This is a genomic window from Archangium sp., from assembly GCF_036277355.1.
In the GTDB taxonomy this organism is placed as follows: Bacteria; Myxococcota; Myxococcia; order Myxococcales; family Myxococcaceae; genus Archangium.
The window spans coordinates 17,258-37,006 of sequence record NZ_DASUNC010000198.1; the positions used below are offsets into that span (position 1 = coordinate 17,258).

Sequence of the window (19,749 nt, forward strand, 5' to 3'; positions counted from 1 at the left end):
CTCACTCCACGTCCACCCGGAGCGCCAGACGCCGGGCCCGCCCCGTGCGCGAGTGGGAGCGCGAGCGCCGGGACGCGGGCTGCCGGGAACGGCTCGCACCGGAAGGCTTCGCCGCCGGCTCCGAGGCGTCCTCCCCACACTCGGGGCCGAGCAGCTCGTCCACGGAGCTCTCCAGCACCCGGTACATGCGCCGCAGCGTCGAGGCACTCGGCACGAGGCTCGAGCTGTCGCGCTCGAAGCGGCCATAGGCCTGCTCGGGCATGCCGATGCGCTGGGCCATGTCCGCCTGCGAGAGCTCCACCAACTGCCTCACGGTGCGGAGGGTGTTCCGAAGGGGTTCGGCCAATCGTTTGCGGACCTCGGGAGGCACATGACCTGGCATGGTGGCCACAACCCTATCTACCAGCGACGTCAAGTCAACCCCATATCCTATTTTGGCGGTCACTTGTTTCATTCCCGCCGCCCCAAGTAGGGTCTCGCGCGGTGTCGGTTGCGAGACGGAGTCCGGGGTCCTGGCGTCCGGAACCGTGCGCCTGCCCCGGAGGGCACCTGCGTGGAAGTGGCGCGCGTGCTCCGCTCCGGGCGCACGGCGGCTCACGGTCCGCCACTCCCCGGGGGGAACCGCACCATGCCCCATGCCCGACGTCCGCAGCCCGGGCCCGTCCGCCTCGCGCACTGGGCCAACGTGCCGCTGCTCGCCCTCCTGGCGATGAGCGGCCTGCAGATTCTCACCGCCTACCCGATGATGGGTCCGCAGGGAGCGCCCTACGGCGTGTACCCCTTCCAGGGCACACCGCCTCCCGAGTGGGCCCGGCTGGGCGCGTGGCTCGCGGGGGGGCGGCACTGGCACTTCGCCTTCGGCTGGTTCTTCGTCCTCAATGGCGTCTTCTACGTGGCCTGGCTGGTGGGCAGCGGCGAGTGGCGGCGGCGCCTCTTCCTTCCCCGCCGCGACGCTCGCGACGCGCTGCACACGGCCGCGTACTACCTCCGGCTGCGCAAGGAGGCCCCACGGCAGGAGCCCTACAACGGCCTGCAGCGCTTCGCGTACACGGGCGTGCTGATGCTGGCCATCCTCGAGGTGCTCTCCGGGCTCGTGCTCTACAAGCCCGTGCAACTGCACGCGCTCACCTCCCTCTTCGGAGGCTACGACCCGGCGCGGCTGGTGCACCTCGGGATACTCGCGCTGCTGGCGCTCTTCACCGTGGGGCACGTGGTGATGGTGGCGCTCCACCCGCGCACGCTCGGGGAGATGGTGACGGGAGGCCGGCGCCATGAGTGACACGCGAGACAGACGGCTCCTCACCCGGCGCGCGTGGCTGCTCGGCACGGCGGCGGTGACCCTGGGCGCCTGTGACAGCAGCCGGCCCCGTCAGGGCTTCCTCGGGGCCATGGAGCGCTTCAACCAGCGCTTCCAGTCGGCGCTCTTCGATCCGGAGCAGCTCGCGCCCGAGGAGCCCGCGGAGGCCCTCACGCGGCCCGGGGCCTTCCCGCAGTACTTCATCTCGGACCGGGTGCCGCTGGCACCGGCGGGCTGGGCGCTCCAGGTGGGCGGACGGGTGGCGCGGCCGGGGGTGCTCTCGTTGGAGGAGCTGCGGAGGATGCCTCGCACGGACTACCGCATCCGCCACCACTGCGTGGAGGGCTGGAGCGCGGTGGCCTCGTGGCACGGCGTGCGGGTGAGCGAGCTCGCGAAACTGGTGGGCGCGGACCCGCGGGCCCGCTTCGTGGAGTTCCGCTCCTTCGACGCGGGCTATTACTCCTCCTGGGACGGGCCGAGCGCCTTCCACCCCCAGACGATTCTGGCCTACGGGATGAACGGCGAGCCGCTGCCTCCCGAGCACGGCGCACCGCTGCGCCTCTACTCGGGGGTGAAGCTCGGCTACAAGATGGTGAAGTACCTCACCGCGGTGAACTTCCTCCCAGAGCCCACGGGTGGCTACTGGGAGGATCGCGGCTACGAGTGGTTCGCCGGGGTGTGACGCACCGGCGAGCCGCTCAGATGGCCCTCTTGCCGGATAACGGGGCAAGCCCACCCGAGGCCCGGTCCGCCAGCAGCGCCCGCAGTGCCTCGTCGCGCGAGCGGTAGACGTTCACCGCCGCGCCGTTGATGACGCCGCTGGTGCTGACGAACATCTTCGTCATCTCGTCGCCGCCGTAGCGGAAGGAGCGCTGGGTGTAGCGCGACAGCACCTCGGAGCGCTCGCGCCCGAAGACGCGGCCCGCCGTGTACTTCACCACCAGCCCATCCAGGTTGATGAGCAGGTCCACCTTCGAGGGGTACTTCGACAGGTGGCCCTCCACCTCGGTGCGCCAGCGCGCCACGTCCAGCGAGTTGTTGAGGATGCAGTCCTCGAACGTCGCCGTCACGACGTCGTGCTCCTCGTCGTAGTCGAAGGACATTCTCCAGGCCATGGCACGAGCCTCCTAGGCGGCGCGGCCCAGGCCGGTGAGGAAGGAGGTGAGCAGCGCGGCCGTCTCGGCGGGGCGCTCCACCTGCGGGTAGTGCCCCGGCCCGGGCAGGTACACCAGGCGCGCGTTCTGGATGGGGCGCACCACCGCCTCGCGCAGGAAGGCCGGCGGCAGGAACGGGTCATCCGTGGCCACCACCAGCGTGGGCGCGGTGATGGAGGCCAGCTTCTCCACGAAGCCACCGCCCGTCCATGCATCGAAGCTGCCCTCGATGGAGCCCTTGGCCACCGCGCCCGCGACCTTCAGCAGCCGCTCCAGCGCCTCGGGCGACAGCTGCTTGCACGCCAGGCCGAGGATGATCTTCTGCTTCTCCCTGTCGTTGGCCGAGGTGCGGAACAGCCCGGCGGCGTCCGGCGGCAGCTGCATGCCCGAGGCGGGCACCGTGTTGAGCAGCACCACGCCGTCCACGCGCGAGGGCTCCTGCGCCGCCACCCACTGGGCCAGCTGGCCGCCCATGCTGTGGCCCACCACCGTGAAGCGCTTCAGGCCCGCGTGGTCCGCCACCGCCAGCACGTCGCGCGCGTGCTGCTCGAGCGTGTAGCCGCTCGCGGGCGCCCCGGAGCCACCCGAGCCCCGCAGGTCCGGAATCACCAGCCGCAGCCCCGGGGTGTCCATCAGCGCCACCAGCTCGTTGAACACCTCGCCCGACATCATCCACCCGTGGACGAGCAACACGTTGCGCGGGCCGTCTCCGATGACGCGGTAGTGGATGGACGTCTGATCGCTGGAAGCAACAGTGGGCATGGAAGGCTCTCCGTCAGAGGGGGGTGTCCCGCGGTGGGGGGGGCCGCGGTGAGGGACAGCGAAAGGGCGCGGATGCTACGCCAACTCTCCGACACGACTGTAGCCTGTCCCGGGCGTGAAATCGCCTCCCCGCCTGACACGCCGCGGCATGACCCCGCGGCTTCCACCCGCCCCCCGTGCTCATCACCGGGCAGAACGTAGGAGGGAGGGTGAGTCGGGAGCACCCCGGATTGACTCCCAGGAGGGGAAGGTGCTGGAAGGTAGGATAGGCGGGTAGGCGCGGGCCCGCCTCCTCGGCCGTTCCCCCTAACCGCGCTGGGAGTCACTCCATGAAGTCTGTCATCGGAAAGTTCCGCCCCTGGAGGGCGGCCCTGCTCACCGCGGGCCTCGTCACCACACCCCTGCTGTCCTGCGGCCCGGCCACCGAGGCCGAGGTCGTCTCCGTCGAGGGCACTCCGGAGGCAGTGGGTGATGCGCGTCAGGCCGCCATCTCCTGGACGCTGGGCGCCCAGTACGACGCGACGAAGAGCAACATCACCTTCAACGTCTACTCGTCGCGCGCCACCCGCATCGAGGTCTACATCTACAAGACGCCCAACGGCGCGCAGGAGGTGGCGAAGTACGTGCTGACGAAGAACACGACCACCCACGTGTGGTCCACCACCGTCTCCGTGGCCACGCTGCAGAACACCTACGGCGTCACCGGCCCGGTGTACTACGGCTACCGCGCCTGGGGCCCCAACTGGACGTACAACAGCAGCTGGACCAAGGGCTCCAGCCTGGGCTTCGTCTCCGACGTGGACGCACAGGGCAACCGCTTCAATCCCAACAAGCTCCTGGTGGATCCCTACGCGCTGGAGATGAGCCACGATCCCATCAACCCCAACAACACCGACGGCACCCTGTACGCCACGGGAGCCACGCACCGGCTCAAGGACAGCGGCGCCGTGGCGCCCAAGGGCGTGGTGCTGGCACCGGACACCACCAGCTACGGCACCAAGCCCACGCGCGCCCTGAAGGATGACGTCATCTACGAGGTGCACGTGCGCGGCCTCACCCAGGGCGACTTGAGCATCACCTCGTGCCGCGGCACCTACGCGGGCGCGGCGCAGAAGGCCGCGTCCCTGGCGGCGCTCGGCGTCACCGCCGTCGAGTTCCTCCCGCTGCAGGAGACGGACAACGACGCCAACGACGTCAATCCCACCACCACCACGGGCGACAACTACTGGGGGTACATGACCCTCAACTACTTCGCGCCGGACCGCCGCTACGCCTGCGACAAGAGCGCGGGCGGCCCCACGCGCGAGTTCAAGGCCATGGTGAAGGCCTTCCATGACCAGGGCATCAAGGTCTTCATCGACGTGGTCTACAACCACACCGGCGAGGGCGGCGCGTGGAGCTCCACGGACAAGACGACGTACAACGTCTTCACCTTCCGTGGCCTGGACAACCCCACGTACTACAGCCTCACCAGCGACTTCCAGAACAGCTGGGACAACACGGGCGTGGGCGGCAACTTCAATACGTTCAACCCGGTGGCGCAGGACCTCATCGTCCACTCGCTCAAGTACTGGAAGGACGAGCTGGGCGTGGACGGGTTCCGCTTCGACCTGGCCTCGGTGCTGGGCAACACGTGCCAGCACGGGTGCTTCAACTACGACAAGCTGAACAGCGGCACGGCGCTCAACCGCATCTGGCGGGACCTGGCTCCGCGCCCGGCGGCGGGCGGCACCGGGGCGGACCTCATCGCCGAGCCGTGGGCCATTGGCGGCAACAGCTACCAGGTGGGCAACTTCCCCAGCGGCTGGTCCGAGTGGAACGGCATCTACCGCGACACCCTGCGCAAGGACCAGAACCAGATGGGCCTGGAGACGGTGACGCCGGGACAGCTGGCCTCGCGCTTCGCGGGCTCCTCGGACCTGTACGGGGATGACGGCCGCAAGCCGTACAACTCCATCAACTTCATGGTGGCCCACGACGGCATGACGTTGAAGGACCTGTATGCCTGCAACAGCAAGAACAACCTGCAGCCGTGGCCGTACGGCCCGTCCGACGGTGGCGAGGACAACAACCACAGCTGGGATCAGGGCGGAGTGCTCGCCGACCAGCGCAAGGCGGCGCGCAACGGCTTCGCCTTCCTGATGCTGAGCGCCGGCACGCCCATGTTCAACGGCGGCGACGAGTTCCTGCGCACGCAGTACTGCAACAACAACGTGTACAACCTGGACTCGAGCGCCAACTGGCTCAACTACACGCTGAACACGGACCAGGCGAACTTCAAGACGTTCGCCCAGCGCCTCATCGCCTTCCGCAAGGCGCACCCGGCGCTGCGTCCGGCCAACTTCTTCAGCAGCGTGGACAACAACGGCAACGTGATGGAGCAGATGCGCTGGTTCCAGCCGAACGGCGCCGTGGCCGACTCGACGTACATGGGCAACGGTGGCAACCACGCGCTGGCCTACCGCATCGACGGCAGCGAGCTGGGTGACTCGGCGAGCGCCATCTACGTGGCCTACAACGGCTGGAGCGGCACGGTGAACTTCTCGCTGCCGTGGCCGGGCACGGGCAAGCAGTGGTACCGGGTGACGGACACCTGCCCCTGGGCCGAGGGCGCCAACCAGGTGAACAGCCCCGGCTCCGAGACGCTCATCGGCGGCGAGGGCTACAGCTACGGCGTGTGCGGCCGCGGCATGCTGCTGCTGATCGCGAAGTAGTCCGCTGACGCGGGGCCGTTCATTCGCGGGGCGCGGTGCCTTCCGGGGCCGCGCCCCGTGGTGTTTCCAGCCAGGACCCCGCGAAACGGCATGGCGGCCAGCGGCGGAGGTCTGGGTTTTCCGCGAGGGCTCAGTCCCGTGCCGACAGGGCCGTGGGAGCCTCCGGCGCGGCGGACGGGGACGCCTCGGCGCTGGCCTCCACGACGGGCAACGGGGCGCTCGCGGAGCGCAGGAGCGCGAGGGCGGGCTGCTCGCGGCGCAGCGCCACGTACCCCTTCACCGCCACCTCCAGGCCCACGTCCCGCTTCGCCCGCTCGGACAGGAACCACTTGTGCTCCAGCACCTGGCAGTAGAGCTCGGCCTCGTCCGCCGCCGGCCCGAGCTCCCGCTCCAGCTGGCCCAACGTCGGCCGGAAGCGCTCGTCGAGCCAGCGGAACGCCGCCACGCTCAGGGGCACGCTCCGGTTCACCTCGCGGGTGAGCGTGGCCTTCAGCTCGCGGATTTCGTTGAGCAGCAACGCCGCCTGCCGCTCCTCGGCCACCAGCCCCGTCAGATTGTGGAGCTGGTGCCGGTGGTACTCGCGGTCCGTCACGATGGTCCGCATGCGCAGCTGGCTGCCGTCGCCGCTGGCCACCAGGTCCACCTCGCCCACCGAGAAGCCCAGCTCGTTGAGCGCGCGGATCCGCTCGTGGATGCGGTAGCTCTCGCCGGGGGTGATGGTGAGCTCCTTGTTGATCTCCGCCCACAACCGCTCGTAGCGCTGGCGGATGCTCGGGGCCGTCTCGTAGACGTCGAGCGTCGCGGGCAGCTCCACCATCGCCGCGAGGTCCGCGAGCCCTCCGGTGATGTTCTCCTCCATGATGAGCAGGTCCAACTCGCGCTGGCCGTCGGAGAGCTTGGGGTGCAGCTCCGAGGTCTCCGCGTCCACCGCGTAGGCCTGGAGCTCGCCCGCGTCGCGGCGGAAGAGGACGTTGGACAGGGAGCAGTCGCCCCAGAAGAAGCCACCGAGGTGCAGCCGCACGAGCAGGCTGGCCATGGAGTCCAGCAGGCGCTCGCGGTAGCGCTCCAGGCCCTTGTTCATGAAGAGCACGCGGTAGGGCAGCGACGAGGGCAGGTATTGCGTGAGGAGGACGGCCACCTCGTCACCGGGCTCGCCCAGGGCGCGCACCCGGGCGAGTCCCACCACCATCACCGCGGGCAGGTGGCGCTCCTCGAGTCCGCGCAGCACGTCGTACTCGCGCTGTCCCACGGACACGGGCAGCTCCTTGAGCGCGTAGATGTGAGCGCCGTAGCTGACGAAGACGACCGTGTGCCGGGAGAGGCCACGGGGGACCTCGACGAGCCGGGAGCACACCTCCGGGCGCCACTCCTCCAGGGGCAGGTGCCACGGCAGGTCCAGGAAGTCCGGGTGGCCCTGGTGCAGGTGCAGCGCGTTGAGCCCGCGAAGTGGCGTCATGCCGGCAATCCTAGCGCCAGCGCGCCAGCCGGAGGGGGACACCATGGATGCAGAGGAGGACAACGAGGGCTTTTCAGGCTTTCACCCAGGGAGCATCTTCCTCTTCGAGTGAAAAAACCTCCCTGGTGAAAATGGATCTCTCAAACCATTGAACTCACGAGACCTCCTCAGGACATGAGGTAGAGAATCCGACGGGGCCCCTTTTTCACCTGGGCTTGATTTTCACTTCTCACCGAAGGAGGCTCCTGAGTGAAGATGACCGCTGAGATCCACCTTCCCACCCGACTTGCCCGCTGGCTACAGCCCCAGCCCTGGCTTCATGTCCGGAGCTCTGACAAGGCGGTGTTGAAGCTGGGTGGCCGCGTCATCCGCCTTCGATTCGTGGACGTTCCAGCGTCATTCCGCGTGGAGCACATCGACTTTCTGCTGCACAGCGTGCGCGCGTGGGAAGCGGATGAGGCAACGCACGGCATCCCGGTCATCGCGAGCCCGTTGCTCAGTCAAACCATCCGGCGGTCGCTCGCCGAGCGGAATGCCAGCTACCTGGACTCCAAGGGCCATTGCCATCTGGTGGCAACAGGAGTGCTCGTCCACCTGGATGAACCCCCGGCGCCGCTCGTCAAGAAGCGCGGGAAGAGCGGAGTGGGCGTCCATGGGGTCAGAGCCCTCCAGGTGCTGCTGGAACAGCAGGAGCCCATTTCCGTCTCCCAACTCGCGCAGCTGTCAGCCGTCTCCCTGGGGCAGGCGCACAAGTTGCTCGAGCAGCTCGAGCAGCTGGGATTGGTGCGCGCCTTCGGCAAGGGGCCCGCCAAGCGGCGTGTCGTGAGGGAGCGGACGGAGCTCCTCGACTGGCTCGAGCAACAACCCAGCGCCACCCGCTGGGAGCCTTCACTCGATGTGGCACTCTACGCGCGCCGGCCCGAGGAACTCTGGTCGCGGATGAGCACGAGGCTCACACAAGCGGGAATCCCGCACGCGCTCACGGGAGCCGCCGCGACGAGCTTGTACGGGGTGGGCCCGACCCACGTTCCGATATCCCTCGTCCGCATCTCCCCGGAGATCCGCCTGGAGCAGGCCGCCCAGGAGCTCGGAGCGGAAATCACCGATCGTGGCGCGAACCTCGCCTTGCTGCATGACACCGGCAAGGTGGGTTGCTGGCGTACGGAAACGAAGAACGGCATCCAGGTGGCGCCCGCGATTCGCATCTATCTGGACGCGCGCTCCGAACGCCGCGGCGACGACATCGCCCGGCAATTCCGTGAGGTGGTGCTTGGCTATTGAGGGGGGTCATCTCGACGAATACAACCCGGCGGTCCTATCGCAGCTGCTGGGAGAGGCCGCACGCGTCGTGCGCGCGTTCAGCTTCGCGGGAGCACATGTCGTCATCGTGGGAGGACTCGCCCCCTCCCTGCTCGTGCCAACGCTCGAGCCCGGCTTCGAGCCGCATATCGGCACCCAGGACCTCGACCTCTGCCTGCGCGTGGCGCTCATCGAAGGCGAAGTCGGCAACTACGAGCGCCTGGAGACGTGCCTCAAAGGCGCGAGCTTCAAGATGCTGAACGGTGAGAGCTGGCGCTGGCAAGGAGGCGTCGCCCTGCCGCTGACCGTCGAGTTCTTCTGTCCCCCAGTTCCGGAACGCAAACCTGGGCAGCTGCATCGTCCCGGCGGGGTCGTGGGTGGAAGACTGTCGGCGATGGTCCTCGCGACCGGAGGACTGGTCGACAAGGACTTCCGGGAAGTGGTGGTCGAGGTCCTCCTGCCGGGAGGAGGAGGAAAGACACACCAGCCGCTGAATGTGGCCGGACCCGCAGCCTATCTGGCCACGAAGGCCGATGCGCTCCAGCGGCGCAACAAGAACAAGGACGCCTACGACATCATCTGGCTCGTGGAGTCCTGGCCGGGAGGTCAGGCCGCGTTGGCTCCCGACATCCGCGCGAGTGTCGTCTTCAACGATCCCATCTTCCAGGCGGCCCTGGTCACCCTGAAGCGGGAGTTCGAGAACCTCGATTCCGCTGGGGCAAGGAAGTACGCACGTTTCATGGGTGGAGGGGGAGTAGACCCCGACCAACTCGCTCGCCGTGCCGTCGGCGCCATCAAGCTCCTTCTCGAGCAACTGAGCAGGCCGTAGCGGACGCGCTGCCCTCCATCATGAAACATGATGGAACGTGGCGTGCACTCCTCCGGCGGCCCATTAGAATCCGCGCCCCATGCAAACCCTTCAAGGATGGACGGCTCTCGTCACCGGCGCCAGCGCGGGAATCGGCGAGGCCTGCGCGATCGCCCTCTCCCAGGCGGGCGCCAGGCTCGTGCTCGCGGGCCGCCGCGGTGACCGGCTCGAGGCCCTCGCGGCGAAGCTCCCCAACCCCGCCCACCCCCTCGTCCTCGACGTCCGCTCGCGCCAGGATGTCGAGGCCTCGCTCTCCTCGCTCCCCGCCGGGTTCTCCGACGTGGACATCCTCGTCAACAACGCCGGCCTCGGCCTCGGCCTCGAGCCCGCCCACGAGGCGTCGCTCGATGACTGGGAGACGATGATCGACACCAACTGCAAGGGGGTCGTCTACGTGACGCGCGCCCTGCTGCCCGGCATGGTGAAGCGCAACCGCGGGCACGTGGTGAACCTCGGCTCGGTGGCCGCCACCTACCCCTACCCCGGTGGCAACGTCTACGGCGCCACCAAGGCCTTCGTGCACCAGTTCTCCGAGAACCTGAAGGCCGACCTCGTGGGCACCCGCGTGCGCGTCACCGACATCCAGCCCGGCATGGTCGAGACCGACTTCTCGCTCGTGCGCTTCAAGGGCGATGCCCAGCGCGCCCGCAAGACCTACGAGGGTATGGAGGCCCTCACCGCGGGCGACATCGCCGACATCATGCTCTGGGCCGTCACCCGCCCCGCGCGCGTGAACATCAACGTCGTCGAGGTCATGCCCGCCGACCAGGGCTTCGGCCCCTTCAACATCAAGCGCCGCTGAGCTCCGGGAGCCATCGCGTGGAGCAGGCACCTTCACAGGGAAAGAGGACGGTCCACTGCGCGGATGCCCTGGCGTGGCTGGAGGGCCAGGGCGTGCTCGCCGGGTGCTCGCTCATCACCTCGATGCCCGACGTGTCCGAGTTCCCTTCCCTGTCGCTCGCCGAGTGGAAGGAGTGGTTCGTCCGCACCGCGTCGCTCGTGCTCTCGCGCTGCCCCGACGACGGCGTCACCATCTTCTACCAGACCGACATCAAGAAGGACGGGACCTGGGTCGACAAGGGATACCTCGTGCAGAAGGCCGCCGAGCAGCTGGGGCACTCGCTGCTCTGGCACAAGGTCGTCTGCCGCACTCCGCCCGGGAGCACCACCTTCGGGAGGCCCGCGTACTCGCACATGCTGTGCTTCTCGCGAGGACTCCACGCGGACCTCTCGAAGTCCACCGCCGATGTGCTCCCCCAGGCGGGCGAAGTCACCTGGACCCGGGGCATGGGCGTGCAGGCGTGCCTCGTGGCCTGCCGGTACGTGCTGGAGAACACGCCCACGCGCACCATCGTGGACCCCTTCTGCGGCCATGGCTCCGTGCTCGCGGTGGCCAACTGGCTGGGACTCGATGCCGTGGGCGTCGAGCTCAGCCGCAAACGCGCGAAGAAGGCACGGGCGCTCCAGATGCCGATTGGAGACTCGGAGCCCTCGGAAGGTCCGGAGCCCGAGGGTGGTGACGGGGACGAATGAGCCGGGGCTCATCCCAGCGCGGAGGTCGGGAGCCCTCGGCCCGGCAGCTTGTTCATCCTGGATGGCAGCCTGCTTGTTCGCCGCACCATGCGACATCTTGAGCCTGCTGACGTGGGCGACATCGACGGCGAACTGACGCCTCCGTTCCTCCGTCTCCTTCGCCAGGATGGTCTTCTCTTTCTTTCCCCCTGGAACTCTCGGAGCAGGGCTGCAAGCTCCCTTGGCTGGACGCGGCCGCCTACGCTCAGCTCGACGAGCCCTGAAGGCCCTCCAGCCGGGGCCGCTCCTCCACCCCCAGGAATCCGTAGAGCGCCGTCATCACCGCGTGCGGCTGATCCCACATGAGGAAATGCCTCGCGTGCTCCACCCGCACGAGCCTCGCGCCCGGAATCTCCCACGCGAGCCGCTCGCCCCACTTCACCGGCTGGAAGGTGTCCTCCACGCCCCAGATGATTCGCGTGGGCACGCCCATGTGCGGCAGCCTCGGCACCAGCTCCTGCGTCTGGTTGGTGTCCAGCGCCGCCGCGTCGCGCACCAGGGATGTCTTTCCCACCTCCGTCGCGTACGGCGCCAGCAGCCCGTCCAACACTCCGTCCGGCGGAGCCGTGGCGAAGCCCGTCCGCTTCAGCGCCAGCCTCAACATCCGTTGCAGCGCCCGCGCCGACAGCCGCTTCACCACCGCCGGGTGTCCCAGCTGCACCATCATCTCGATGGGCCACGAGTCGAAGCAGATGCTGTTCATCAGGCACAGCCGGGACACGCGCCGCGGGAAGCGGATGGCCAGGTGTTGCGCGATGCCTCCGCCGATGTCGTGCCCCACCACCACCGCGTCCCGCACGCCCAGCCGGTCCATCCACGCATCCAGCGCCTCGGCCTGCCGCGCGATGGAGCGGTCGAAGCCCTCGCGCCGGTCCGAGTACCCGTACCCCAGCAGGTCCGGAATCAGCACCCGGTGCGTCAGCGACAGCGCCGGCAGCAGCCCGCTCCACAGGAAGCCCCACGTGGGAATGCCATGCAGCAGCACCAGCGGCTCGCCCCGCCCCGCGTCCACGTAGCTGATGAAGCGGTGGCCCAGCTCCACCACCCGCTGCTCCGCCTGGTACTCGCGCCAGTTCATCGCAGCTCCTCCCCCACCACGAAGTCCGGCACCAGCCGCGCCTCCCCCGGGAAGGGCAACCGCCGCTCGAGGTCGCTCACGTCGCCCACCAGCGTCGCCATCCCGAGCACCAGCACCGGCAGCCGCCACTCGCTCTGCACCGTCACCCGCTGGATGAGCTCCGCGTCCTCGCGCAGCACCTCCAGCCGCTCCTTCGACAGCGCCACCTCGTAGGGCAGTTGCCTCGCCAGCCGCCGCGACGTCTCCAACAGCGCGTCACAGGCTCGCGCCCACTCCTCCGTCCTCATCCGCGGCTTCAGCCGCTCCCACGCCGCTTCCAGGTATCCGGGCCACAGCGCCAGGCCCCGGAACTCTCCCGGCAACGCGGGCGGCCCCACCGTCTCCTCGATGTCCTCGAAGAGTCCGCGCAGCCGCGCATCGTCCGGCCGCTCCTCCACCGTCTCCATGGCCATCATCCGCGCCGGAGCCCCCCGCGCCACCCGCTCCGCGCTCCCCAGCGGCTGGAGCGTCCCCACGCGCTCGTCCTGCAGGGCCAGCTTCACCGCCGAGGTGAACACCAGCATCTTCGGGTTGAGGTAGTGGTACAGCTCCAGCGCCCCTCGCACGTGGTAGCGCTGGCTCTCGCCCAGCATCGCCGCCTCCCACGCGCCCAGACGGCCCAGACGCTCGGCGGCCTCCACCGCCCGCGCCCTCACCTCGTCCGCCGCCGACTCGAACGCCCGCGTCTCCGTGTTCGGCCCCATCGCCTCCCACATCGCCACCAGGAAGCGCTCGAAGCCCGCCCACGTGCGCACCGTCACATCCAGCCCCGTCACCCGCAGCGTCTGTCTCATCTCGTGGAGGACCCGCTCCACCTCGCCTTGCGCCTCGTGCTCGCTCACCTGCCCGGGACTCGCCATGGACGCGCCTCCTCCGGTCGGAAGATGGACGGTGCTTCCAGAGCCGGCAGCCGAGCACGTCCGCATGGTTGCCCCACGAAGGGGCGGACGATGGGTAGGGGCCCGGCTCCTGGAAACCCGGATGACCTGTCCCGAGGGGTAAGGCTACCCTATTTCAAAAGTAGGACATAGACTCCGGACATGAGCGGAAGCCAACAGCGCAAGGCGAGCTACGCGGACCTGGAGGCGCTCCCGGCGCACGTCGTCGGAGAGCTCATTCATGGAGAACTGTATGTCAGTCCCCGGCCCGCGCCTCTGTATGCAATGGCCAAAGCAGAGCTGGTGGGTGAGCTGTTCGGACCCTTCCATAGAGGGCGGAACGGGCCTGGAGGTTGGCGACTGTTCTTCGAGCCCGAGCTGCACCTGGGAGAGGACGTTCTGGTGCCAGACATCGCGGGCTGGCGGCATGAACGGATGCCCCAGATTCCAGACACGGCGGCCGTCACGCTCGCTCCAGATTGGGTATGCGAGGTGCTCTCTCCCTCCACGTGGGTGCTGGACCGCAAGGCGAAGCTGCCGGTGTACGCGCGCGAGGGCGTGCGGCATGTGTGGTGGGTGGACCCGGACACACGCACGCTGGAGGTGTTCCGGCTAGCGGGAACCCACTACCTCCCGATGACGCCCCACTCGGGCCCCGCCCGCGTTCGCGCCGAGCCCTTCGAGGCACTCGAATGGGAGCTATCCGTCCTTTGGAGGAAGTGAGACGACGCGGAGATGACATTCCTTCCACCCCCCCTTTGACATCACGCGACCCCATGGGTTCTCCTTGTCCATGCGCGGCGGCCTCCAATCCTCCGCGCACACAACCCTCCGTGCCGGAGCATCGGTGCGAGGGTGGGGGGATACAGAGATGCGGCCACAAGAAGGGCTCTTTCACGCGCCTGGCGCGTTCAGTGCCATTGCCGTTCTCCGGCTCAGCCGCAACGAGGCCCTCCCGCAGCTGCGGGAGACGGTCCGCGCGCTCTACACCGAGCTGAGCGCCGCCGGGGGTCTGCACACGGTGCTCGGCCTCCAACCCTCGCTGCTCCCCGGCGCTCCCGCCGCCTCCGCGCTCCTGCCCCGCGAGGGCCCCACCGCGCGCTTCCCCTCCACCCAGTCCCACGTGCTCGTCCAGGTGAGCGCCAACGGCCGCGAGCTGCTGCTGTGGGCCCTGCGCCGCGTGCTCGCCCTCTCCCAGGCGGTGCTGTACCTGGAAGAAGAGGTGCTCGGCGGCCGCATCGGCGAGGGCCGTGACGCCTTCGGTTTCCGCGACGGTCTGCTGCGCCCCACCCGCGAGCAGGTGCGCCGCGCTGCCCTCGTGCCCTCGGGGCCCCTGGCCGGCGCTTCCTGGCTGCTCTACCTGCGCTTCCTGCAGGACCTGGAGCGCTTCGGCCGCCTCAAGCCCCAGGCCCGGGAGCGCGTGGTGGGCCGCACCCCCGACGGAGAGCTCGTCCCGGACGCTCCCGCCGAGGCCCACCTCCACCGCGCGCGCGCCTCCGGCGCCGGGGAGAATCAGCTCCTCATCCGCCGCGGCTTCCCCTTCCGCCACACGGGCGAGGAGGGCCTCGCCTTCGTCTCCGCCTCGGCGGATCCGCAGTACTACGAGCGCTCGCTGGACGCGCTGCTCGGCGTGGGCGGCCAGACTCCGGACGCCCTGCTCCGCTACGCCCGGGCCGTGAGCGGCGGCCTCTACCTGGCGCCCCCCACCAACTGGTTCGACGCCTCCTCCTCCCAGCGGGAGACGCCCCCATGAAGGTGCTCGTCCTGGACGGGGATGACCGGGTGTCCCGCGGACTGGAGCGCACCCTGCGGGTGCTCGGCCATGACGTGCTCCGGCCCACCTCCGCCGCCCAGGCCCGCGCCACCCTCGAGGCGGAGCCGGCCGTGGACATCATCCTCGCCGCGCAGCACCTGGACGCGGGCGAGACGGGCACCGGCTTCCTGCGCTGGGCCGCGGCCCAGGTCCCCCAGGCGCGCCGCGTCCTCATCTCCGGCACGCACTGCCCTCCCGACTTCATCGAGCAGCCCGGCCTCCAATGGTTCCTGCCCAAGCCCTTCGGCCGCCGCGAGCTGGAGGCCCTGCTGTCCACCCCTCAACCGACACGCTCATGACCCTCCCCCCCGACGACGACCCCCCGAATCAAACAGACAACAGTCCGGCTCCCTGGGCCGGCGGAGGCAATGCTGTCATGAGCTACAACGACATCCGTGGGCCCCGTGTGGTGGGATTGAACGTGGCTTCGTCGCTCAGCGAGTACTTGATGCGCATCCAGGAGCTCGGCGCCGTGGAAGGACCCGACGGCGCGTTGGAGATCAGCCCCGAGGTGATGCCCATCCTCGAGGCCATCCACCAGGTGCTGGCCGGCGGCACGGTGGAGGTGAAGGTGGTGCACCGGGGCAACCCGGACATCTTCCATGAGCTCAAGCGCCGCGTGGAACAGGTGGGCCGGGAAGCCAACGCCATCAACAAGGCGGCGGGCTTCTATCTGACCGCGACCTTATGAGCCCTCTGCCCCGCTGGCGCCGACTCGTCCACGACTCCTTCAAGCGCTGGGTGCGCTCGCAGGACCCCCAGGAGGTGCTGGCCGCCTCGTCGCTGCAGGCGTGGTTGAGCTCCGCCCTGGTCATCCCAGCGGTGCTGGCGCTCGCGGTGTGGGCTCCCGGGGCCCAGAGCTTCTTCGACCTGCCCTTCGCCAAGGCGCTGGCGTGCCTGGCACCGAGTCTGGTGCTGGGCATCGTCTTCGCGCTGCTGCACCGGGGCCGCCAGCGCCTGGAGTGGTGGGGCTGGCTGTACCTGGTGGCGGGGACGGGCGCCCTGCAGTTCTACCTGGCCGCGCTGATGGCCCTGGCGAAGATGCCGGGGGCCATGGTGTTCGGCGCGGTGCTGCTCTTCACCACCGGCTACCACGGCCGGCTCCACCGCGTGGCGCCCTCGCAGCCCTTCCTCGCGCTGGGCTCGGCGGTGGCGCTGGGGCTGGCGGCGCTGCTGTCGCGCACCGAGCAGCACGTGGCCCTCTTCGCCGTCATGGGGCCGCTGGCCGTGCTCCTCGAGCTGTACACGGGCACCTTCGCCCTGCAGCACGACCTGGCCCGCGCCGAGGCCGAGCAGCTGCGCGCCGCCGTGCAGGCGCAGATGCTGGAGCAGCAGGAGCGCGACGTGGGCCGACTGTCCCAGGCCCTGGTGCAGATTCTCGGGTACAACCACGACATCAACAACACGTTGATGAGCGTGAGCGCCGCGGCGGACATGCTCTCGGTCATGGGCGTGCAGCGCAACGCCCTGCCGCGCGCCGAGTTCGAGGAGCTGGTGCGCGAGGTCAACGAGGGCCTGGCGCGCATCCGGGAGATGGTCATCGAGATCCGCCAGAAGGGGCGGCGCTCGGTGAGCCACGAGCCGGAGAACGTGCACCTGGTGCCGGTGCTGGAGTCGGTGCGCTCGAGCCTCGGCTGGCGCTTCCCGGACGTGGACATCCACGTGAAGGTGGAGGACCAGGCCACGCACGCGCTGCTGCGCGGGGGCGCCACCACGCTGCGCCGGGTGGTGGAGAACCTGGTGCTCAACGCGTGCGAGGGCAATGGCCAGCAGGGCGCCGCGAAGGTGGACATCCTCGCGCGCTCCGAGCCGTACAGCGGCCGGCTGGAGCTGCTCATCGCCGATGATGGGCCGGGCTTCCCCGCGGAGAGGCTGAAGGCGCCCATCGAGGGGCTGTCCACCACCAAGCCGAACGGCACGGGGCTGGGCCTGTACACCTCCGAGTGTCTCATCCGCGCGAGTGGCGGCATCCTGGAGCGCCACAACCGGCCCACCGGAGGAGCGCAGCTGCGCATCCTGCTCCCGCGGGAATTGGGATGAGCGCGGGCGCCATCTTCCAGGAGGCCCTGCGCGCGCTGCGCCGGCACGGGCTCCCGGAAGAGGCCGAGCGGCAGGTGCTGGCGGCGATGGAGGCGGGCCGGCCCGGGCCCCTGGCGCTGCTGTACGCGGCGGGGGCCGAGGTGGGGCTCGGGCGCGAGGTGCTGCTGCGGCGCGCGGCGGGGCTCTTCTTCTGCTCCTGCGCGGCGAACCTCGCGGATGACCTGGCGGATGGCGAGTGCGCGTACCTGGAGGCGCCCCAGCGGGTGGGGCCCGGAGCGCAGTTCGTCCTGCAGTCGCTGTGCTTCGCCACGCTGGCCCGGGCGGAGCTCTCCGCGCCCGTGCTGGCCGAGGCCGCCGGGGACATGGTGACGGCCGCGGGCCTGCAGGTGCTCGAGGTGCGCACGGCGGCGTGGACGGCGTCGCGCTTCAAACAGGTGGCCGAGGGCATCTCCGGACAACAGTGGGCGCTCTACCTGCGGGTGCTGTGGGAGGGCACGGCGCGGGCCGGGCGGGCGGTGGAGGTGGGGAGGAGCCTGGGCGTGGCGGCGCACGTGGCCGAGGACGTCCGCTCGGGGGACTGGCGCTTCCACGGCATGCCCGAGGAGGACCGGCACGAGGTGGTGGCGTGGGCCAGGCAAGCGATGGACACCGTGCGCCGCGAGGGCCTCGCGAGCCTGGACGCGGCCCTGCGCACGGTGGAGGGCCTTCTTCCGTCTTGAGCCCATTTCCCCTCGCCCCGAGGGCGAGGGAGGAGTGACGGAGTAGGGCTCATTCTCTCCAGGGCTCACTGTCTCGGATGCACAGCGGACGGGCGAGCGTCTGTCTCCCGCCATCCCCATCTTCCTCCTTCAGAGCACCGGAGGAGCACATGGAGGCAGTCGAGCAACTCGAGTCCGAGCACGCCGAGCCAATGGCCTCGGGACTGGCCGTCACCCAGGGCGTCTTCTACCTCGCCACCGGCCTGTGGCCCATCGTCCACCTGCGCAGCTTCGAGGCCGTCACCGGCCCCAAGCTCGAGGGCTGGTGGGTGAAGACCGTGGGCGCGCTCATCGCCGTCGTCGGCGGCACCCTGCTGGCCGCCGGCCTGCGCCGCCGCGTCCACCCCGAGCTCATGTCCCTCGCCGCCGGCAGCGCCGCCTCGCTCGCGGCCGTGGACCTCCTCTACTCGCCCCAGCGCATCTCGCCCGTGTACCTGCTGGACGCCGTCGCCGAGGGCCTCCTCGTCACCGGCTGGGGCGTGGCCGCCGCGCGCCTCTGGAAGCACCGCCCCCTCCCCGTCCCTCCCCAGCAGTACACCTCTCCAGAGGACGCGGCCGGCTTCCCCACCTAGCCCTCGCGCTGCCCGCGCGCGAGCGGCCCCTGGAACACGTGGATCGTCGAGGCGCCCGGCGGCTCGGGCACCTCCTGCGCGGCGATGAACTTCATCGGCGGCACCCGGGGCAACCGCACCGTGAAGGTGCTCCCCTCCCCCGGCTGGCTCTCCACCCGGATGCGCCCCCCATGCGCCGTGATGATGCCGTGCACCACCGCCAGCCCCATCCCCGTCCCCTCTCCCGCCGCCCTCGTCGTGAAGAAGGGCTGGAAGAGGTTGGCCACCACCTCCGGCGCCATCCCCACCCCGGTGTCCCTCACCGTCAACACCACGTCGTCCTCGCCGTCCGGCCTCGTGGACACGAACACCGTGCCCCGCCCCTTCATCGCCTGCGCCGCGTTGATGAGCAGGTTCACCACCACCTGCGAAATCTGCCGCGGGTGCCCCAGCATCGGCAGCAGCTCGCCCAACTCAATCACCACGTCGCACTCCGGCAGCACCCGGCTCCGGGTGATGCGCAGCGCCGCCCGCACCTCCTCGTTCAGGTCGTACTCGACGAGCGCCTCGGGGTCTCCCCGCGCGAAGCGCCTCAGGTCCGCCACGATGGAGCACACCCGCTTGATGCCATCCAACGTCTGCGGCAACACCTCCGTCACGTACTCGCGCAACGGCCCGGGCAGCTCCTTCTGGTCCTTCATCTCCTGATGGAGCGTGTGGATGTTGCTCTTCACGTAACTCATCGGGTTGTTGATTTCGTGCGCGATGCCCGCCGCCAGCATGCCCAGGCTGCTCAGCCGCTCCTGCTCCCGGGCCCGCCGGTGCACCAGGTCCAGCTCCGCCAGCGCCCGGGCCAGCTCCTGGTTGCGCTGCTCCAAATCCTTCATGGTGAGCTGGTTGAGGTGGATGCGCGCCTCCGAGATGCCCGCGAGCACCACCGACAGCACGAAGAAGGTGAGCGGCAGGGCCGGCGGACACCCCTCGAACAGCGCGAAGCCCACCACCGCCGAGAGCAACACCAGCAACCGCACCCGCGCCTGCGTGTCGATGAACCCCCCCACCCACAGGCTGTTGAGCGGCAGGTGGATCCACACCGGAAGCACCCACCCGGTGAAGTGGCCGTAGATGGGCATGGAGACGAGCAGGTTGAACGTCATCCGCAGGGCCTCGGCCGTCCGCGTCCGCTCGGGCGGAAACCGCCGCGCGATGACGAAGTTGATGCAGGCCACCCCCAGGAACATGGCGGTGATGATGCCGATGCGCTCCCACTGGCCCCAGATGGACACCACCGCCATCACGTGGGCGGCCACCACCAGTCCGAGCACGAACCAGTCCAACCGCGCACGTATCCGGCCCGCCGCCGTCCCGGGCTCCTGGCCCTTCTCGGGTGAACGCATACCTCCTCCAAGCGGTCCCCCCACACTGTAGCAGACATGCCAGCCCGGCCGCCCCGTCCGCCCTCCGACACGG

Annotated in this window: 21 protein-coding genes; 14 read left to right on the plus strand and 7 right to left on the minus strand. The window is 69.6% G+C overall.

Annotated elements, in window-relative coordinates:
* Position 1: 1 nt before the first annotated feature.
* Positions 2–637 carry a helix-turn-helix transcriptional regulator gene (locus VFZ09_RS48585; protein ID WP_329734682.1) on the minus strand — a complete coding sequence of 212 codons (636 nt, stop codon included), beginning with the start codon at positions 635–637 and terminating at the stop codon, positions 2–4.
* Here VFZ09_RS48585 and VFZ09_RS48590 point away from each other — a divergent pair.
* Both VFZ09_RS48590 and VFZ09_RS48595 read left to right on the plus strand, forming a co-directional pair.
* Positions 629–1,279: a cytochrome b/b6 domain-containing protein gene (locus VFZ09_RS48590; RefSeq protein WP_329734683.1), complete on the plus strand. Its 651-nt coding sequence runs from the start codon at positions 629–631 to the stop codon at positions 1,277–1,279. The two genes, VFZ09_RS48585 and VFZ09_RS48590, sit on opposite strands and share 9 nt — an antisense overlap.
* Complete coding sequence (locus tag VFZ09_RS48595; protein ID WP_329734684.1) at positions 1,272–1,979, plus strand: molybdopterin-dependent oxidoreductase; 708 nt, start codon at positions 1,272–1,274, stop codon at positions 1,977–1,979. The genes VFZ09_RS48590 and VFZ09_RS48595 overlap by 8 nt, the downstream gene beginning before the upstream one ends.
* Before the next feature lie 16 nt (positions 1,980–1,995).
* Here VFZ09_RS48595 and VFZ09_RS48600 read toward each other — a convergent pair whose 3' ends face one another.
* Together VFZ09_RS48600 and VFZ09_RS48605 are read right to left on the minus strand one after the other, a co-directional pair.
* Positions 1,996–2,412 carry a hypothetical protein gene (locus VFZ09_RS48600; RefSeq protein WP_329734685.1) on the minus strand — a complete coding sequence of 139 codons (417 nt, stop codon included), beginning with the start codon at positions 2,410–2,412 and terminating at the stop codon, positions 1,996–1,998.
* 12 nt (positions 2,413–2,424) lie between these two features.
* On the minus strand, positions 2,425–3,213 hold the full coding sequence (locus tag VFZ09_RS48605; protein WP_329734686.1) for an alpha/beta hydrolase: 789 nt from the start codon (positions 3,211–3,213) through the stop codon (positions 2,425–2,427).
* Positions 3,214–3,542: 329 nt separating this feature from the next.
* Here VFZ09_RS48605 and VFZ09_RS48610 point away from each other — a divergent pair, with 329 nt between their 5' ends.
* On the plus strand, positions 3,543–5,927 hold the full coding sequence (locus tag VFZ09_RS48610; RefSeq protein ID WP_329734687.1) for an isoamylase: 2,385 nt from the start codon (positions 3,543–3,545) through the stop codon (positions 5,925–5,927).
* A 130-nt stretch (positions 5,928–6,057) separates the two neighbouring features.
* Here VFZ09_RS48610 and VFZ09_RS48615 read toward each other — a convergent pair whose 3' ends face one another.
* Positions 6,058–7,383 (minus strand): DUF4032 domain-containing protein, encoded by a 1,326-nt coding sequence (locus VFZ09_RS48615; RefSeq protein ID WP_329734688.1) that lies wholly within the window; start codon positions 7,381–7,383, stop codon positions 6,058–6,060.
* A 255-nt stretch (positions 7,384–7,638) separates the two neighbouring features.
* On the opposite strand from VFZ09_RS48615, the gene VFZ09_RS48620 reads away from it, so the two are divergent.
* From VFZ09_RS48620 to VFZ09_RS48635, 4 genes are all read left to right on the plus strand, one after another.
* On the plus strand, positions 7,639–8,664 hold the full coding sequence (locus tag VFZ09_RS48620) for a helix-turn-helix domain-containing protein (RefSeq protein WP_329734740.1): 1,026 nt from the start codon (positions 7,639–7,641) through the stop codon (positions 8,662–8,664).
* On the plus strand, positions 8,654–9,511 hold the full coding sequence (locus VFZ09_RS48625; RefSeq protein WP_329734689.1) for a nucleotidyl transferase AbiEii/AbiGii toxin family protein: 858 nt from the start codon (positions 8,654–8,656) through the stop codon (positions 9,509–9,511). Before VFZ09_RS48620 ends, VFZ09_RS48625 begins: the two co-directional genes overlap by 11 nt.
* A gap of 79 nt (positions 9,512–9,590) precedes the next feature.
* Positions 9,591–10,352: an SDR family oxidoreductase gene (locus VFZ09_RS48630; protein WP_329734690.1), complete on the plus strand. Its 762-nt coding sequence runs from the start codon at positions 9,591–9,593 to the stop codon at positions 10,350–10,352.
* 17 nt (positions 10,353–10,369) lie between these two features.
* Positions 10,370–11,083 (plus strand): SAM-dependent methyltransferase, encoded by a 714-nt coding sequence (locus VFZ09_RS48635; protein WP_329734691.1) that lies wholly within the window; start codon positions 10,370–10,372, stop codon positions 11,081–11,083.
* 244 nt (positions 11,084–11,327) lie between these two features.
* Here the strand turns inward: VFZ09_RS48635 and VFZ09_RS48640 are convergent, their stop codons facing one another.
* Together VFZ09_RS48640 and VFZ09_RS48645 are read right to left on the minus strand one after the other, a co-directional pair.
* Positions 11,328–12,200, minus strand: a complete 873-nt coding sequence (locus tag VFZ09_RS48640; protein WP_329734692.1) for an alpha/beta hydrolase — start codon at positions 12,198–12,200, stop codon at positions 11,328–11,330.
* Positions 12,197–13,099: a halocarboxylic acid dehydrogenase DehI family protein gene (locus tag VFZ09_RS48645; RefSeq protein ID WP_329734693.1), complete on the minus strand. Its 903-nt coding sequence runs from the start codon at positions 13,097–13,099 to the stop codon at positions 12,197–12,199. Before VFZ09_RS48645 ends, VFZ09_RS48640 begins: the two co-directional genes overlap by 4 nt.
* A gap of 180 nt (positions 13,100–13,279) precedes the next feature.
* Here VFZ09_RS48645 and VFZ09_RS48650 point away from each other — a divergent pair, with 180 nt between their 5' ends.
* The 7 genes from VFZ09_RS48650 to VFZ09_RS48680 all read left to right on the plus strand — a co-directional run bounded on the left by VFZ09_RS48650 (position 13,280) and on the right by VFZ09_RS48680 (position 18,300).
* Complete coding sequence (locus VFZ09_RS48650) at positions 13,280–13,840, plus strand: Uma2 family endonuclease (RefSeq protein ID WP_329734694.1); 561 nt, start codon at positions 13,280–13,282, stop codon at positions 13,838–13,840.
* A 148-nt stretch (positions 13,841–13,988) separates the two neighbouring features.
* On the plus strand, positions 13,989–14,870 hold the full coding sequence (locus VFZ09_RS48655) for a hypothetical protein (RefSeq protein ID WP_329734695.1): 882 nt from the start codon (positions 13,989–13,991) through the stop codon (positions 14,868–14,870).
* Positions 14,867–15,229 carry a hypothetical protein gene (locus tag VFZ09_RS48660; protein WP_329734696.1) on the plus strand — a complete coding sequence of 121 codons (363 nt, stop codon included), beginning with the start codon at positions 14,867–14,869 and terminating at the stop codon, positions 15,227–15,229. Before VFZ09_RS48655 ends, VFZ09_RS48660 begins: the two co-directional genes overlap by 4 nt.
* Positions 15,230–15,306: 77 nt before the next feature.
* Positions 15,307–15,621 carry a hypothetical protein gene (locus VFZ09_RS48665; protein WP_329734697.1) on the plus strand — a complete coding sequence of 105 codons (315 nt, stop codon included), beginning with the start codon at positions 15,307–15,309 and terminating at the stop codon, positions 15,619–15,621.
* Complete coding sequence (locus VFZ09_RS48670; protein WP_329734698.1) at positions 15,618–16,970, plus strand: HAMP domain-containing sensor histidine kinase; 1,353 nt, start codon at positions 15,618–15,620, stop codon at positions 16,968–16,970. The genes VFZ09_RS48665 and VFZ09_RS48670 overlap by 4 nt, the downstream gene beginning before the upstream one ends.
* Positions 16,967–17,689, plus strand: a complete 723-nt coding sequence (locus VFZ09_RS48675; RefSeq protein WP_329734699.1) for a hypothetical protein — start codon at positions 16,967–16,969, stop codon at positions 17,687–17,689. Before VFZ09_RS48670 ends, VFZ09_RS48675 begins: the two co-directional genes overlap by 4 nt.
* 149 nt (positions 17,690–17,838) lie before the next feature.
* A complete protein-coding gene (locus VFZ09_RS48680) occupies positions 17,839–18,300 on the plus strand; it encodes a hypothetical protein (RefSeq protein WP_329734700.1) in 462 nt (153 codons plus the stop codon).
* On the opposite strand, the gene VFZ09_RS48685 is transcribed toward VFZ09_RS48680, so the two are convergent.
* Positions 18,297–19,676 (minus strand): sensor histidine kinase, encoded by a 1,380-nt coding sequence (locus VFZ09_RS48685; protein ID WP_329734701.1) that lies wholly within the window; start codon positions 19,674–19,676, stop codon positions 18,297–18,299. The genes VFZ09_RS48680 and VFZ09_RS48685 overlap by 4 nt on opposite strands.
* Positions 19,677–19,749: the final 73 nt, after the last annotated feature.

What these genes read in the sequence shown, in the direction of transcription:
- VFZ09_RS48590 (WP_329734683.1), top strand. Translation starts at nt 629, where the DNA reads ATGCCCCATGCCCGACGTCCGCAGCCCGGGCCCGTCCGCCTCGCGCAC.
- VFZ09_RS48650 (WP_329734694.1), top strand. Translation starts at nt 13,280, where the DNA reads ATGAGCGGAAGCCAACAGCGCAAGGCGAGCTACGCGGACCTGGAGGCG.
- VFZ09_RS48605 (WP_329734686.1), bottom strand. Translation starts at nt 3,213, where the DNA reads ATGCCCACTGTTGCTTCCAGCGATCAGACGTCCATCCACTACCGCGTC.
- VFZ09_RS48610 (WP_329734687.1), top strand. Translation starts at nt 3,543, where the DNA reads ATGAAGTCTGTCATCGGAAAGTTCCGCCCCTGGAGGGCGGCCCTGCTC.
- VFZ09_RS48615 (WP_329734688.1), bottom strand. Translation starts at nt 7,383, where the DNA reads ATGACGCCACTTCGCGGGCTCAACGCGCTGCACCTGCACCAGGGCCAC.
- VFZ09_RS48685 (WP_329734701.1), bottom strand. Translation starts at nt 19,676, where the DNA reads ATGCGTTCACCCGAGAAGGGCCAGGAGCCCGGGACGGCGGCGGGCCGG.
- VFZ09_RS48660 (WP_329734696.1), top strand. Translation starts at nt 14,867, where the DNA reads ATGAAGGTGCTCGTCCTGGACGGGGATGACCGGGTGTCCCGCGGACTG.
- VFZ09_RS48665 (WP_329734697.1), top strand. Translation starts at nt 15,307, where the DNA reads ATGAGCTACAACGACATCCGTGGGCCCCGTGTGGTGGGATTGAACGTG.
- VFZ09_RS48645 (WP_329734693.1), bottom strand. Translation starts at nt 13,099, where the DNA reads ATGGCGAGTCCCGGGCAGGTGAGCGAGCACGAGGCGCAAGGCGAGGTG.
- VFZ09_RS48595 (WP_329734684.1), top strand. Translation starts at nt 1,272, where the DNA reads ATGAGTGACACGCGAGACAGACGGCTCCTCACCCGGCGCGCGTGGCTG.
- VFZ09_RS48585 (WP_329734682.1), bottom strand. Translation starts at nt 637, where the DNA reads ATGGGGCATGGTGCGGTTCCCCCCGGGGAGTGGCGGACCGTGAGCCGC.
- VFZ09_RS48600 (WP_329734685.1), bottom strand. Translation starts at nt 2,412, where the DNA reads ATGGCCTGGAGAATGTCCTTCGACTACGACGAGGAGCACGACGTCGTG.
- VFZ09_RS48675 (WP_329734699.1), top strand. Translation starts at nt 16,967, where the DNA reads ATGAGCGCGGGCGCCATCTTCCAGGAGGCCCTGCGCGCGCTGCGCCGG.
- VFZ09_RS48640 (WP_329734692.1), bottom strand. Translation starts at nt 12,200, where the DNA reads ATGAACTGGCGCGAGTACCAGGCGGAGCAGCGGGTGGTGGAGCTGGGC.
- VFZ09_RS48630 (WP_329734690.1), top strand. Translation starts at nt 9,591, where the DNA reads ATGCAAACCCTTCAAGGATGGACGGCTCTCGTCACCGGCGCCAGCGCG.
- VFZ09_RS48680 (WP_329734700.1), top strand. Translation starts at nt 17,839, where the DNA reads ATGGAGGCAGTCGAGCAACTCGAGTCCGAGCACGCCGAGCCAATGGCC.
- VFZ09_RS48620 (WP_329734740.1), top strand. Translation starts at nt 7,639, where the DNA reads ATGACCGCTGAGATCCACCTTCCCACCCGACTTGCCCGCTGGCTACAG.
- VFZ09_RS48655 (WP_329734695.1), top strand. Translation starts at nt 13,989, where the DNA reads ATGCGGCCACAAGAAGGGCTCTTTCACGCGCCTGGCGCGTTCAGTGCC.
- VFZ09_RS48670 (WP_329734698.1), top strand. Translation starts at nt 15,618, where the DNA reads ATGAGCCCTCTGCCCCGCTGGCGCCGACTCGTCCACGACTCCTTCAAG.